The organism is Streptacidiphilus neutrinimicus (assembly GCF_000787815.1).
GTDB classification, from domain to species: domain Bacteria; phylum Actinomycetota; class Actinomycetes; order Streptomycetales; family Streptomycetaceae; genus Streptacidiphilus; species Streptacidiphilus neutrinimicus.
Window position 1 is genome coordinate 63,244 of sequence record NZ_BBPO01000033.1, and the last position, 12,934, is coordinate 76,177.

13 protein-coding genes and 1 pseudogene are annotated in these 12,934 nt (G+C 72.5%); 10 read left to right on the forward strand and 4 right to left on the reverse strand.

Translation table 11 applies throughout. The features are described from left to right. The first annotated feature begins 447 nt into the window (after positions 1–447). Genes TR48_RS21290 through TR48_RS21300 form a run of 3 tightly spaced genes read left to right on the forward strand, consistent with a single transcriptional unit; the run spans position 448 to position 3,139 of the window. A complete protein-coding gene (locus TR48_RS21290) occupies positions 448–1,341 on the forward strand; it encodes a DUF4097 family beta strand repeat-containing protein (RefSeq protein ID WP_042369732.1) in 894 nt (297 codons plus the stop codon). Next, positions 1,338–2,288 (forward strand): daunorubicin resistance protein DrrA family ABC transporter ATP-binding protein, encoded by a 951-nt coding sequence (locus TR48_RS21295; RefSeq protein WP_042369734.1) that lies wholly within the window; start codon positions 1,338–1,340, stop codon positions 2,286–2,288. Before TR48_RS21290 ends, TR48_RS21295 begins: the two co-directional genes overlap by 4 nt. A 2-nt stretch (positions 2,289–2,290) precedes the next feature. Then, the gene (locus TR48_RS21300) at positions 2,291–3,139 is read left to right on the forward strand and encodes an ABC transporter permease (protein WP_042369743.1); all 849 of its coding nucleotides are present in this window, start codon (positions 2,291–2,293) and stop codon (positions 3,137–3,139) included. Between the two features lie 4 nt (positions 3,140–3,143). Here TR48_RS21300 and TR48_RS21305 read toward each other — a convergent pair whose 3' ends face one another. Further along, a complete protein-coding gene (locus tag TR48_RS21305; protein ID WP_042369745.1) occupies positions 3,144–3,764 on the reverse strand; it encodes a class I SAM-dependent DNA methyltransferase in 621 nt (206 codons plus the stop codon). 73 nt (positions 3,765–3,837) lie between these two features. On the opposite strand from TR48_RS21305, the gene TR48_RS21310 reads away from it, so the two are divergent. From TR48_RS21310 to TR48_RS21320, 3 genes are read left to right on the forward strand one after another with little or no spacing between them, the layout of a single operon-like run. Further along, complete coding sequence (locus tag TR48_RS21310) at positions 3,838–4,287, forward strand: hypothetical protein (protein ID WP_152628083.1); 450 nt, start codon at positions 3,838–3,840, stop codon at positions 4,285–4,287. Next, entirely contained in the window at positions 4,272–4,616 is a 345-nt protein-coding gene (locus tag TR48_RS21315; protein WP_084729614.1) for a transcriptional regulator, read from the forward strand. Before TR48_RS21310 ends, TR48_RS21315 begins: the two co-directional genes overlap by 16 nt. 26 nt (positions 4,617–4,642) lie before the next feature. Continuing rightward, entirely contained in the window at positions 4,643–5,167 is a 525-nt protein-coding gene (locus TR48_RS21320) for a GNAT family N-acetyltransferase (RefSeq protein ID WP_042369750.1), read from the forward strand. 40 nt (positions 5,168–5,207) lie between these two features. Here the strand turns inward: TR48_RS21320 and TR48_RS21325 are convergent, their stop codons facing one another. Then, entirely contained in the window at positions 5,208–6,593 is a 1,386-nt protein-coding gene (locus tag TR48_RS21325) for a dipeptidase (RefSeq protein WP_042369753.1), read from the reverse strand. Positions 6,594–6,756: 163 nt separating this feature from the next. Here TR48_RS21325 and TR48_RS21330 point away from each other — a divergent pair, with 163 nt between their 5' ends. Then, positions 6,757–7,560 carry an SDR family oxidoreductase gene (locus TR48_RS21330; RefSeq protein ID WP_042369755.1) on the forward strand — a complete coding sequence of 268 codons (804 nt, stop codon included), beginning with the start codon at positions 6,757–6,759 and terminating at the stop codon, positions 7,558–7,560. Positions 7,561–7,610: 50 nt separating this feature from the next. Here TR48_RS21330 and TR48_RS21335 read toward each other — a convergent pair whose 3' ends face one another. Both TR48_RS21335 and TR48_RS21340 read right to left on the reverse strand, forming a co-directional pair. Continuing rightward, positions 7,611–8,423, reverse strand: a complete 813-nt coding sequence (locus TR48_RS21335; protein ID WP_042369757.1) for a hypothetical protein — start codon at positions 8,421–8,423, stop codon at positions 7,611–7,613. Positions 8,424–8,703: 280 nt separating this feature from the next. Beyond that, a complete protein-coding gene (locus TR48_RS21340) occupies positions 8,704–10,398 on the reverse strand; it encodes an APC family permease (protein ID WP_084729625.1) in 1,695 nt (564 codons plus the stop codon). Positions 10,399–10,660: 262 nt separating this feature from the next. Between TR48_RS21340 and TR48_RS21345 the strand changes: the two genes are divergently transcribed. The 3 genes and pseudogenes from TR48_RS21345 to TR48_RS44425 all read left to right on the forward strand — a co-directional run. Further along, positions 10,661–10,891: an NfeD C-terminal domain-containing protein gene (locus TR48_RS21345; RefSeq protein WP_042369761.1), complete on the forward strand. Its 231-nt coding sequence runs from the start codon at positions 10,661–10,663 to the stop codon at positions 10,889–10,891. Between the two features lie 99 nt (positions 10,892–10,990). Continuing rightward, positions 10,991–12,142 (forward strand): SPFH domain-containing protein, encoded by a 1,152-nt coding sequence (locus TR48_RS21350; protein ID WP_042369763.1) that lies wholly within the window; start codon positions 10,991–10,993, stop codon positions 12,140–12,142. 149 nt (positions 12,143–12,291) lie between these two features. Then, positions 12,292–12,934, forward strand: a pseudogene (locus TR48_RS44425) (hypothetical protein); the annotation flags it as partial.

Sequence of the window (12,934 nt, forward strand, 5' to 3'; positions counted from 1 at the left end):
CGGTCGCGGCGCCCGCCGGGGTGGCGACGCCCGCGCCCAGCGCGGCGGTCGCGGTGACGGTCGCGGCGACGACGACGAGACGGCGGATTCCTCGCATGCGAACTCCTGGCCAGAAGGGGATGACGGAGGGCGGCCCGAGGGCGGCCCAGCGCCGACCCTCCTGGGCGCGGGGGAACGCCGGGCGACCGCGGAGTAGCCAATTCTTGTTCTGCGCATGGCATTTACCGGCAAGTAGCTTTCCTGTCCGAGGGGGCCTCGGGTGCGTCGGGCGTGTCGGGCCGACCGGTGGTGCCACGCGGCGCCAGTTGCCGCATCAATGGCACCACCTGTGAGCTGCTGCGACGCCAAAGTGAGCCAGAAGAGCTTGCATTGGTGCCAGAGTGGTGCCAAGGTTGAGCCATCAAGAACGGCCCGGCTGCTCCAGGCCCTCAGCGAAGGAACCCCTCGATGTCTCTCTCCACCTTCACCACCCCCGCCCCGATCGCCGTCGTCCTCGACCTCTACGTCGCCCAGGTCCGCCTGGTCGCCTCCGAGCGCGGCGACACGAGCGTCGAAGTCCGGCCCAGCGACCCGGACAAGCCGGCCGACGCGAAAGCCGCCGACAACACCCGCGTCGAGTACGACGAGGCCACCCGCACCCTCACGGTCGTCACCAAGAAGCCGTTCAACCGGTTCGTGAACTTCAGCAGCAAGCGCCCGGAGTCGGTCGACGTCCTCATTCAGCTGCCCGCCGGATCCGACGTGCGCGGCGAGGCCGAGCTCGGCGATGTCGAGGCCGAGGGCCCGCTGGGCGCCGTCGCGGTCAAGACCGGCCTCGGCGCCGTCCAGCTCGACCGGACCGGCTCGGTCACCCTCCGCAACGGGGTCGGCCGCATCGTCGTCGGCCGGGTGCACGGCAACGCCCAGATCCACACCGGCTCCAGCGACGTCCGCATCGGCGCCGTCGACGGCACCGCCGACATCACCAACGGCAACGGCAAGGTCCGCCTCGGCCTGGTCGCCGGCGCGGCCAGCGTCCGGGTCTCCAACGGCTCGGTCGCCGTCGACCGGGCGCTCGCCGACATCACGGCCACCGGGGCGAACGGCTCGGTCCGCATCGGGGAGGTCGTGCGCGGCAACGTCTGCGCCACCACCAAGAACGGCAGCGTCGAGGTCGGCGTCCGCGACGGGAGCGCCGCCCTGCTCGACCTCGACACCACTGTCGGCCGGGTGCTCAACGACCTGGCCGCCGCCCCCGCCCCCCGGGCGGGGGAGTCGGCCGACAACGTCGAGATCCACGCCTCCACCAAGCTCGGCGACGTCACCGTCCGCCGCACCGTCAGCCACGAGGAGCAGGCATGAACACCTCGATCCACGACGACGACGCCGCGATCTCGGCCCGCGGCCTGTACAAGGCCTTCGGTGAGAAGGTCGTGCTCGACGGCATCGACCTGACGGTCCGGCAGGGAACGATCCTGGCCCTGCTGGGCCCGAACGGAGCCGGAAAGACCACCGCGGTCCACCTGCTCACGACCTACCTGCGCCCGGACGCCGGCGAGATCCGCGTCGCCGGCCGGGACACCGCCAAGAACCCGCAGGCCGTCCGGCGCGCCATCGGCGTCACCGGCCAGTTCTCCGCCGTCGACGGCTACCTCACCGGCCGCGAGAACCTGATGCTGATGGCCGACCTGCACCTGCAGCCGAAGCGCGTCGGCCGCCGCAAGGCGGAGGAGCTGCTCGAGCGGTTCGAGCTCGGCGAGGCGGGGGACAAGCCCGCGTCGACCTACTCCGGCGGGATGAAGCGCAAGCTCGACCTGGCGATGACGCTGGTCGGCGACCCGAAGGTGATCTTCCTCGACGAGCCGACCACCGGTCTGGACCCGCGCAGCCGGCGCACGATGTGGGACATCATCCGCGGGCTGGTCGCCTCCGGGACCACGCTCCTGCTGACCACCCAGTACCTGGAGGAGGCCGACCAGCTCGCGGACCGCGTCGCGGTGCTGGACGGCGGCCGGATCGTCGCCGAGGGGACGCCGGCCGAGCTCAAGGCCCGGATCCCCGGCGGCCACATCCAGCTGTCCTTCGCCGACCGGGCCCAGCTGGACGCCGCCACGAGGGTGCTCGGCCCCGCGGGCGGGCGTGACGACGACGGGCTGACGCTCCAACTGCCCGGCGACGCCCGCGTCAGCACCCTGTGGCCGCTGCTGCAGCGGCTGAACGACGCCTCGGTCGAGGTCGAGGCGCTGACCGTGCACACCCCCGATCTCGACGACGTCTTCTTCGCCCTCACCGGAAGGACAGAGGCCTGACCATGAGCACCGTCACCGCCACCCGGCCCACGGCCGACATCGACGACACCCGGTCCCACGCCCTCACGCACGCCCGGATCATGCTGCGGCGCAACCTGCGCCACATGCAGCGCTATCCATCCCTGACCCTGATGGTCACGATGATGCCGCTGGTCTTCCTGCTGCTGTTCGTCTACGTCTTCGGCGGGACGCTCGGTTCGGGGCTGGGTGGCGGGATGCCGGCCGGCATGCACGGCGGCCGGGCCGCGTACGCGGCCTACGTCGCCCCCGGCATCATCCTCATGGCCGTGGCCGGCGCGGCGCAGGGTACCGCGATCGCCGTCGCCCAGGACATGACCGAGGGCATCATCGCCCGGTTCCGCACCATGGCGGTCGCCCGGTCGTCGGTCCTGACCGGACACGTCGTCGGCGCGACGATCCAGACGCTGATCGGCGTCGCGGTCGTCACCGGCGCCGCGATCGCCGTCGGGTTCCGGCCCCACGCCGACGCGGCCCACTGGCTCGCGGCCTTCGGCGTGATCCTGCTGCTGACCTTCGCCATCACCTGGGTCTGCGTCGGGCTCGGGCTGTCGTCCAAGAGTGTGGAGACCGCGAGCAACGCGCCGATGTTCCTCATGCTGCTGCCCTTCCTGGGCAGCGGGTTCGTCCCGACCTCGTCGCTGCCGACGGGCATGCGCTGGTTCGCCGAGTTCCAGCCCTTCACCCCGGTCAACGAGACCCTGCGCGGGCTGCTGACCGGGACGAAGATCGGCGACAACCTGGTCATCACCATCGCCTGGTGCGTCGGCGTCGCGGCGGTCTCCTACGTCTGGTCGCGTCGGCTGTACGAGCGTGAGCCGAAGCCGAGCTGAGGCCCTACCCCTTGCGGGCGAGGAATTGGAGCTCCCGGAACTGGCGCTTGTCGGTGGGTTGTGGCTCGCACAGGGTGCGGGCCACTTCGCCCATTCCGGCGTCGCGCAGCATCCCGGCCAGGTGGTCGGGCGACCACCGGTGGGCCGTCACCACCGTGTGATCGAAGGACTGCGTCCGGATCGCGTCCTCGTCGGTGGCGAAGAGGCTGATCAGCAGGTGGCCGCCGGGGGCGAGGACGCGGCCGATCTCGGCGAGGGCGGCGGGGAGGTCCCGCGGCGGGATGTGGATGACCGACGAGCGCGAGAGCACCCCGCCCAGCGAGCCGTCCGGGAGGTCCAGCGCGGCCATGGACCCCACCTCGAACCGCAGGCCGGGGTTGGCCTCCCGGGCCAGCCGGATCATCTCGGGGGAGATGTCGACGCCGAACGCCTTCAGGCCCAACCCGCGCAGATGGGCGGTGACGTGACCGGGCCCGCAGCCGAGGTCGGCGACCTCGCCGTCCCCGTTCGTCCGCACCAGCTCGGCGAAGGCGCGCAGCAGCGCGCGCTCCAGGGCCCGGTCGTGGAGCGTGTCGCGGAACTGTTCGGCGTAGTGGGCGGCGACGGCGTCATAGGGAGTGGTCACCCGCGAACGATAGCGAGGTCGGTCATGTCGAAAGTACTTTCCTTTTGGAAACAGAATCCTCTAGCCTTCAAGCATGACAGCTGAGTTGAGCCCCGAAGAGGCCCTGCGGATCGCCGCCGACACCCGCCGGTCCGCCGCGCCGCCACGTGTCCCCGGTTGGTTCCCCGCCTACGCCGGCGTCACCTTCGCGCTGGCCATGACCCTGGCCGGGGTCTCCGACGTGGCCGGCCAGGACCGGACCCCGGCCTCGGCCTTCGGCGTCGCCGCGCTCGTCGTGCTGGTCGCCCACCTCGGCATGTACGCGGAGCTGGTGCGCCGTTGGCGCCGCGGCGGTCTGGTCCCGCTCACCGAGACCTGCACGACCCGGGCGCGACGCCGCGGGTCCTTCTGGTTCCTCCTGGGCGCGCTCGGCGTCGGCGGGGCGTTCTACCTGGCCGGCAGCGCGGGCTGGGGGAACGTCTCCTTCGGTGTGATCATCGGTGTGGAGACCTGGTACCGACTCACCGGATGGACCCGCCCGTAGTGCCCGAGAAGTCCCGACCCCCGCTGCCCGACGAGGCGTTCGGCACGCTGCCCAAGCTCAAGCTGGCCGCTTTCCTGGCCGGCTGCGGCGAGGCGGACTTCGCCACCGTCTCCGACACCTGCCAGATCGCCGCGCCGACCCTCTCCAAGGCCGCCGTCGCCCTGGAGGAGCTGGGCTACGTCCGCGTCCGCAAGGGCCACGTCGGCCGCCGCCCCCGCACCTGGCTCTGCCTGACGGCCAAGGGCCGCCGCGCCTTCGAGTGCCACCTCTCCGCCCTCACCTCCCTCACCGCCCAGGGCCGCGCCCACGCCGAGGGGGAGACCGACTGAGCGCCCCGTGGCTAGGCTCGCGGGCCATGGACCTCGTACTCCGCGTTCTCGACGAACTCCCCGACGGCCTCGCGGCGGACGCGCACCGGCTCCTCGCCGGCCTGGTGGCCCACGGGGCCGCGCTCGGGTGGGTGGAGCCGCCTTCGTCGGAGGAGGTCGGGCGGCTGCTGGCGGAGGTGGTCGCCGGGGTGCGGGCGGGGGACGCCTCGCTGCGGGTCGCGTTCCTCGACGACCGGCTCGTCGGCCTCGGCTACTGGACCCGCTACGCGCGCCCCACCCATCGCCCGCACGCGGATCTGGAGAAGGTCGCCGTCGACCCCGCCGCGCAGGGGCGCGGCGTCGGACGCGCGCTGGTCGCGGCGCTGGTGGACGACGCGCGGGCAGCGGGCGTCGAGGTGCTGACGCTCGACGCGCGCGGTGACAACGCGAACGCCCTCCACCTGTACCGCAGTGTCGGCTTCACCGAGTACGGCCGCCTGCCGGACTTCGTCGCGGTCGGGGAGCTGCGCTACGACAAGGTCTTCTGCATGGTCGATCTGCGTCGCTCCTGAGGGGCCCGGCCGCCCTGCAGCCGGGCCCCCAGGGACGTGACTACCGCTTCGCGTACGAGCGCAGGAAGAGTGCCTCGGCGAGCGAGAGGCGCTCCAGCTCCTCCGGGGAGACGGACTCGTTCACCGCGTGGATCTGCGCCTCCGGCTCGCTCAGGCCGATGAGCAGGATCTCCGCCTCCGGGTAGAGCGTGGCGAGGGTGTTGCACAGCGGGATGCTGCCGCCCTGGCCGGCGATCTGCATCTGCTCGCCCGGGTAGGCCGCGGACATCGCGGCCGCCATGGCGGCGTACGCCGGGCTCGAGGTGTCGGCGCGGAAGGCCTGGCCCTGGCCGCGGGAGGTGATCTCGACCTGAGCCCCCCAGGGGGCGGCCGCGGTGAGGTGGGCGGTGAGCGCCTCCTCCGCGCGGGCGGCGTCGAGGCCCGGCGGGACCCGCAGCGAGACCAGGGCGGTGGCCGCGGCCTGGACGGACGGGGTGGCGCCCACGACGGGCGGGCAGTCGATGCCGAGGACGGTGACCGCGGGGCGCGCCCAGACGCGGTCGGCGACGGTGCCGGTGCCGATGAGGCCGACGCCGTCGAGGACCTTGGCGTCGGAGCGGAAGTCCGGCTCGCCGTACTGCAGGCCCTCCCAGTTCTGCGCGGCCTCCGCCTCCAGGCCGCGCACGACCGTCGCGCCGGTCTCGTCGCGCAGCGAGTCCAGCATGCGGATCAGCGCCGCCAGCGCGTCCGGCGCGGCGCCGCCGAACTGGCCCGAGTGCAGGTTGCCGCCGAGCGTGCGGACGGCGACCTCGACCATCGTCATGCCGCGCAGCGTCGCGGTGACGGTCGGCAGGCCGACGCGGAAGTTGCCGGTGTCGCCGATGACGATCGCGTCGGCGGTGAGCAGCTCCGGGTGGGCCTCGGCGTAGCGCTCCAGGCCGCCGGTGCCCTGCTCCTCGGAGCCCTCGGCGATCACCTTGACGGTGACCGGCACGCCGCCGTTCGCCGCGAGCGCGCGCAGCGCGGTCAGGTGCATCAGCAGGCCGCCCTTGCAGTCGGCCGCGCCGCGGCCGTACCAGCGCCCGTCCCGCTCGGTCAGCTCGAACGGCGGGGAGACCCAGGCGTCCTCGTCCAGCGGCGGCTGCACGTCGTAGTGCGCGTACAGCAGCACCGTCGGCGCGCCCTCCGGGCCGGGCAGCACGCCGTAGACGGACTGCGTGCCGTCAGGGGTGTCCAGCACGGCGACGTCGGTGAAGCCCTCCGCGCGCAGCGCGTCGGCGACCCAGCGCGCGGCCTTCTCGCACTCCTCCACGGGGAACTGCCGCGGATCGGCCACGGACCGGAACGAGACCAGCTCGGCCAGCTCGGCCTTGGCCCGCGGCATCAGCCCGGCGACGGCCGCGGCCAGCTCGGCCTGTCCGGTCGGGGACGTGGGGGACTGCGACATGAGGAGCGCTCCTTGTGGGTGCGGCGACGGATCCGTGAGGTGGGACGGGTGGTACCCGCCCCACCTTACGATCCGGCCGCGCGGCGGCTTCGTCGTGTCACGTATGCGTGCGCTGACCTGTCCACACTGAAGAGGCAGCTCACAGCGGAAGCGAGGCGCGGGGATGGACCAGGACCGGATCGTGGTGACCGGGGGGACGGGTGTGCTCGGGCGTGCGGTCGTGGAGCGGCTGCTGACGGAGGGGCAGCCGGTGCGGGTGGTCAGTCGCAGACCGCGTCCGGAGAGGGGCGCGAAGGCGTACGAGTGGGCCACGGCCGACCTGCGCTCCGGTGCGGGCGCGGGGGAGGCGGTGCGCGGGGCGCGGGCGGTCGTCCACTGCGCGAGCGGGGTCCGCCGCGGGGAGGAGGAGGCGATGGCGCGGACGGTCATCGCGGCGGCGCGGGGGGCCGCCGCGCCGCCGCACCTCGTCTACGTCTCGATCGTCGGCGTGGACCGGATCCCGTTCGGCTACTACCGCGCCAAGCTCGCCGCCGAGCAGGTCTTCGCGGCGTCCGGGCTGCCGTACACGGTGCAGCGCGCCACGCAGTTTCACGACCTGCTGCGGGCGATGTTCGCTTTCGGGGCGAAGGCCCCGCTGGTGCCGGTCCCCGCGCTGCGGTTCCAGCCGATCGACGTCCGGGACGTCGCCGTGCGGCTGGCCGAGCTGGCGCTCGCCTCGCCAGCGGACGGTCGGGCCTCCGACATCGGCGGCCCCAGGATCCGCGGCGCGCGTGAGCTGGCCCGGGTGTACCTCGCGGCGACGGGGCGCGGCCGTCGGCCGGTGCTGCCGGTGCGCCTCCCGGGACGGGTCTTCGGCGCGTTCCGAGCGGGAGCGAACCTGGTGCCGAGGGAGCCCTACGGGCGGATCGGGTTCGAGGAGTACCTGGCGGGCCTGGACGCGCCGCGCAGCGCCTCGTACCGCGGCTGAGGACGCGACCCCGCACGCCGGGCCCGGCGTGCGGGGTGAACGGGGCCGGGTTACTCGAAGTCGAGCCAGGACCGGTGCCACAGCAGGGCGCACTGCCGGTCGCAGCCCAGCCCCCCGAGCGGCTCGCCCAGGCACCGCAGCCCGTCCAGCTGGTACCACTCGCCGACCGGGTACTGCCAGCGCGGCAGGGCGCGGGGGACGACCCGGCGGGAGACCGCGATGCGGCGGCCCACGTAGCGGGCCATGGCGGCGTGGAACGGGACGCCGAGGAGGGTGCCGTCGGGGCCGAGGGTCTGCTGGATCTCCTGGAGGCTGCGGACCGTGGCGAACCGTTCCGGCGCGGCAGGCGTTGCGGGAGCGTCGGCCGGGCGGAGCCAGTCGTCCCGGAAGAGGAGCGCGCAGGCGAGGCCGCAGCCCTCGTCCTCGGGGCCCGCTCCGGCGCAGGTCGCGCCGCGGAGCGTGACGGTGCGGGAGATGCGGCGCATCCGGTAGTGGTCGTCCAGCATGCGGCGGACGGTGTGCTCGACCTGGAACGTGCCGCCGCAGAAGGACCACTGGGACCCGGTGAACCACAGGCCGCCCAGCCGGTCGCCCGCGTCCAGGGTCGCGCGGACCTCCTCGGCGCTGCGGACCGTCACCCACGAGCCCACCTCGTACGCGGACGGCCGCCCCCGCGCGGGCACGCCCGCGAGCCGCATCCGGGCGTGCTCGCGGATCCGGCGGGTGGGGCGGAGCACGCCGAACGGCGGGCGGGCGTGGATCGGCAGCCCCTCGTACTGGCAGCGCGCCGCCTGCATCGGCAGGGGCGGCGCGGTCAGCGCGGCTCCCGCGTTCTTCATGGTGTCGGCCGGGAGTTGGGACATCGGACGGCTCCTCGTCGGCAGGCGCGGCGGCCTCGACGCGGGCCCGCTCCCCACCGCCGATCGTAGCCAGCCGACTACGTTTCGGAGCTGCCTATCACCCGCCTGGGCTACACGTGCGTCGCCGCGTTGACGCTGGGCCGTCGGGGTGACGCGGCGCAGACGCGTCCCGGGCGCGAAGCTGTAGCGCAGCAGCACGTGCTGGACCGCCTCGCCAGGGTGCTCGGCGACGAGGCGGTCTGAAGCAGGGAGTTCTGAAGCAGGGGGTCAGGTGGGGGAGGAATCAGGTGGGGGAGGAAGGGGTCTCGGGGGGAGGCGCCGCGTAGCCCTTGGGCTCCTCCTCGACCTCGACGTTCCCGATGTACTCCTGGGTCTCCTCCGGGCGCAGCGCCACGGCCTGGGCCCAGTAGTAGATGGCCAGGCTGAACGCGGCGATGATGACCATGTCCCACCAGAGCGGCAGGCTGTTCGACGCGCCGCAGGAGGTGGTGGTGGCCGGTCCGGAACTGCAGTACCGGCCGCGCCAGGAGAGGATGCCCATCCCCAGCAGGTAGACCGGCAGCCATTGTGCGGACCGCCAGTCCATGTGGGGCGACTTGGAGTTGAGCTTGAACGTCACCGACGTGCCGAGCAGCAGGTAGCCGAGCAGGATGCCGATGCCCAGCCGCCACAGTGTGTCGAAGCCGGACCAGTACATGATCAGGTTGGCCACGATGAAGGCGACGGGCGACCAGAAGTGGCCGGCCGGCAGCCGGTACGGACGGTAGCGGTCAGGGTCGGACCTGCGCAGCACGCCGAAGGAGAGCGGCGCGCCCGCGTACATCAGCACCGAGGCGGAGGTGATGAAGCCGACCAGCTTCTGCCACGTCGGGAACGGCAGGAAGACGACCAGGCCCATCACGAAGGCGAAGAGCAGACCGAACCACGGCACGCCGCGCTTGGTGGTCTTCTCGAAGACCTCCGGCACGTAGCCGTTGCGGGACAGGCCGTAGGAGACGCGGGACGTCGCGGTCGTGTAGATCAGGCCGGTGCCGGCCGGGGAGACCACGGCGTCGATGTAGAGGACGGTGGCCAGCCAGCCCACCCCGATGGTCGTGGCCAGACCGGCGAACGGGCCGGCCTTGCCGGTGAAGGACAGGTTGGCCCAGCCCTGGGCGAACGCGCTGTGCGGCAGGGCGGCGATGAAGACCACCTGAAGCATGATGTAGATCAGCGCGCCGAGCAGGATCGACCCGATGACGGCGACGGGGATGTCGCGTTTCGGGTTGCGGCTCTCACCGGCGAGCTGATCGGCCTGTTCGAAGCCCAGCAGGGCGAAGATGATGCCGCTGGTGCTGATCGCGGAGAGCATGCCCTCCGAGCCGAACGGCGAGAAGCCCTGGTAGCCGAAGTTGTTGCTGTGCCAGGCGGTGGCCGCGAAGACCAGGATGGTCAGGCACGGGATGGCGATCTTCCACCACGTCGCGGCGCTGTTGGTGTGCGCCAGGAACTTGATGCCGAGCCAGTTGACCACGACGAAGAAGGCCATGAACGCGACCGCGAGGGCGTATCCGGCGCCGGTCAGGTGGTTCTTGCCTGTCTGGATCCAGCTCGCGTGGACCGAGAGGTAGTTCAGCGCGGCCAGGACCTCGATCGGGGCCACGGTGACCGCCTGCAGCCAGGAGAACCAGCCGAAGGAGGCACCCGCCGCCGTGCCGAAGGCGTAGTGCGGGAAGCGGCCGGTTCCACCCGACACCGGATAGGCCGCGCCGAGCTCGGCGTGCACGAAGGCCAGGATGATGATGGCCGCGGCGCCGATGCCCCAGGAGACGAGTGCCGCCGTGCCGGCGGCCTGGGCGGCGAACAGTGCGCCGAAAAGCCAGCCCGAGCCGATGATCGACCCGACGGATGTCCAGGTCAGACCGATCAGCCCGATGTCGCGCTTGAGGGCGTGCTGGCCTCCCTTGGTGGGAGGCGCGGTCGCGGTTGCCAAAGGGATCACCTCAATCCGACGGGGTCAGTCGGCGATTTCGGTGGGCCGGAGCGCCGTGTGGGCGCGCGGCTCCCCGCAATCGGAGCCTGGCGACGGCAACGCGTAAGCAATATGTAAATGGCTAAGTCCAGCATAGGAGCGCAATCGCCTTCCGCAATCTCGCCGTCCGCGCCCTGCTGGGCTGCGGGGATTCGCGCTAGGGTCGTGTTCCCGGACGAGTGGGGGAACGCGGGACGACCCGCGGGACGACCGGAAGGAGCGCGTGGGCATGCCGGCGGACGAGGCGGTGATCGGCTGCACCGGGCGCTTGCTCATCGGCACCCGCGGCAGTGAGGGACCGGGTGAGGTGCTGGTGCGTGTCCGGGGCGGCTCCGAGGCCTTTCTGGCCTGGTCGGAGCAGCCCCTCGCGGTCGGGACGACGGTGTTGGTGATCGAGTCGCGCGGTGCGCGGCAGGTCGATGTGATCGAGTGGACGGATCCGCTCGACGGCGGGGTGTAGACCCGGGTCCACCCCCTGGGTGTAGACATACCCGCGAGATGTTCCCTCACGGGGGATACCGCGAGGGTCCAGGATTTCTTGGACGAGGAGACGAGAAGGATGTTCGGTTACCGCGTTCCCGCCCCGGACGAGGCGATGCTGATCTCCGGTGGCAGGCGTGGGCTGGAGGGGGCTCCGTTCCGTGTCGTCACCGGCCACGGCAAGTTCGTGCTGCCGGTCTTCCGGAAGACCCGCTTCCTGACGCTGGCGATGTGTGAGGCGGAGGTCGCCGAGACCTGCGTGACGCGCCAGGGCATCGCGCTCACGGTGCGTGCCGTGATCGCGTTCAAGGTCGGGAACGACCACGAGAGCATCGTCAACGCCGGCCAGCGGTTCCTGTCCGACCAGGACCAGATGGCGGTCCTGACCGGCCGGATCTTCGCCGGCCACCTGCGTTCGATCATCGGCTCGATGACGGTCGAGGAGATCGTCACCGAGCGGCAGAAGCTGGCGACGGAAGTGCTGGAGACCTCCAAGTCCGAGATGGCCAAGATCGGGCTGATCGTCGACTCGCTGCAGATCCAGTCCATCGACGACGGCGACGCCGGCTACATCAAGGCCATGGCCGCGCCGCACAAGGCCGCCATCCAGCGCGCGGCGCAGGTCGCCCAGGCGCAGGCGACCCAGGCGGCCGCCGAGGCGGAGCAGGCCGCCTCGCGGAACCAGGCCGAGTACGCCCGGCAGACGGCGGTCGTGAAGGCCCAGTACAGCGCCGAGGTCGACCGCGCCCAGGCGCAGGCCGCGCAGGCCGGTCCGCTGGCCGCCGCGCACGCGCAGCAGGAGGTGCTGTCGGCTCAGACGGAGCTGGCCCAGCGCGCGGCCGAGCTGCGGCAGCAGCAGCTGGTCGCGGAGATCGTCAAGCCCGCCGAGGCCGAGGCCGAGCGCATCCGCGTGCTGGCGCTGGCCGAGGCCGAGCGGATGAAGATCCAGGCGGAGGCGGCCGCCTCGCACGACCGCGTCGCTCTGGACCGCATGCTGATCGACCAGCTGCCGCTGATCGTCAAGGAGGCGGCGGGCGGTCTGGCCGGCGCCAACGTCAACGTGCTCAACGGTGCGGACGGCCTCGGCGAGATCGCCGCCGGGCTGGTCGGTCAGGGCCTGACCATCCTTGACTCGGTGCGCCGCAACCTCGGCACGCCGAGCGGCAACGGCGACGAGGACCAGCGGCCCGCGCGCAAGCAGCTGAACGGCGGTCAGATCGACGTCGACTGAAGGTCGGCGAACCCCTGTCAGGCCTGCTGGGCGGCTGCTGTAGCGGGGCTGTGACAGGGGGCGCACGGATCCACGATGCGCGCCGGGCAGTCTCCTCTCAGAGCGTCAGCTCAGAGACCCGAGAGACTGCCCGACCAGGGGGACCCACCATGCGTACTCGCCGCATCGCCGTCGCGATCGCTCTTGTCTCTGCCGTCACGGCGAGCGGCCTGCTCACGGCCTGCGACCCGAAGACCGGCACCGCTGCCTCCGCCGGCCCGAGCCAGGCCGCCTCCGGCGGCGCCGGCGCCTCGACGCCTACCCCGACCGGGGGCGCGGGCGGCGCGGGCGGCGCGGGCGGTTCCGGCTCGGGCGGCACGACCGGCGGGTCCACGGGGGGCGCCACCGGCGGTGCGTCCGGTGGCGGGACGGGTACGCCCGTCTCCGTCAACGGCACCGCCGGGACCATGCTGACCATCAGCAACGGCACCGGACAGGTCGTCATGAACGGCGCGGTCGTCGACTTCGGCGTCGTGGTGCGCGATCTGGCCTGGTCCCCGGACGGCCGCAAGGCCGCCTTCATCGACGGGAACGGCAACCTCGACACGGCCAACGCCGACGGCAGCGGCCGCCTCGTCGTCGCGCGCAACCCCGGCGGGCAGACCTGGTCCCACCCCGCCTGGCAGGTCGTCAAGGCCGACCCGGCTTACGGCAACGTGCCGCGGAGCAACCTCCTCTTCGTGGCCGGCAGCGGCGCGGGCACCCGCCTGATGGAGGTCCCGACGGCGGGCGGAACCCCGGCCCGGCTGCCGC

What these genes read in the sequence shown, in the direction of transcription:
- TR48_RS21335 (WP_042369757.1), bottom strand. Translation starts at nt 8,423, where the DNA reads ATGTCCCAACTCCCGGCCGACACCATGAAGAACGCGGGAGCCGCGCTG.
- TR48_RS21350 (WP_042369763.1), top strand. Translation starts at nt 10,991, where the DNA reads ATGTTCGGTTACCGCGTTCCCGCCCCGGACGAGGCGATGCTGATCTCC.
- TR48_RS21325 (WP_042369753.1), bottom strand. Translation starts at nt 6,593, where the DNA reads ATGTCGCAGTCCCCCACGTCCCCGACCGGACAGGCCGAGCTGGCCGCG.
- TR48_RS21320 (WP_042369750.1), top strand. Translation starts at nt 4,643, where the DNA reads ATGGACCTCGTACTCCGCGTTCTCGACGAACTCCCCGACGGCCTCGCG.
- TR48_RS21290 (WP_042369732.1), top strand. Translation starts at nt 448, where the DNA reads ATGTCTCTCTCCACCTTCACCACCCCCGCCCCGATCGCCGTCGTCCTC.
- TR48_RS21345 (WP_042369761.1), top strand. Translation starts at nt 10,661, where the DNA reads ATGCCGGCGGACGAGGCGGTGATCGGCTGCACCGGGCGCTTGCTCATC.
- TR48_RS21300 (WP_042369743.1), top strand. Translation starts at nt 2,291, where the DNA reads ATGAGCACCGTCACCGCCACCCGGCCCACGGCCGACATCGACGACACC.
- TR48_RS21310 (WP_152628083.1), top strand. Translation starts at nt 3,838, where the DNA reads ATGACAGCTGAGTTGAGCCCCGAAGAGGCCCTGCGGATCGCCGCCGAC.
- TR48_RS21295 (WP_042369734.1), top strand. Translation starts at nt 1,338, where the DNA reads ATGAACACCTCGATCCACGACGACGACGCCGCGATCTCGGCCCGCGGC.
- TR48_RS21330 (WP_042369755.1), top strand. Translation starts at nt 6,757, where the DNA reads ATGGACCAGGACCGGATCGTGGTGACCGGGGGGACGGGTGTGCTCGGG.
- TR48_RS21315 (WP_084729614.1), top strand. Translation starts at nt 4,272, where the DNA reads ATGGACCCGCCCGTAGTGCCCGAGAAGTCCCGACCCCCGCTGCCCGAC.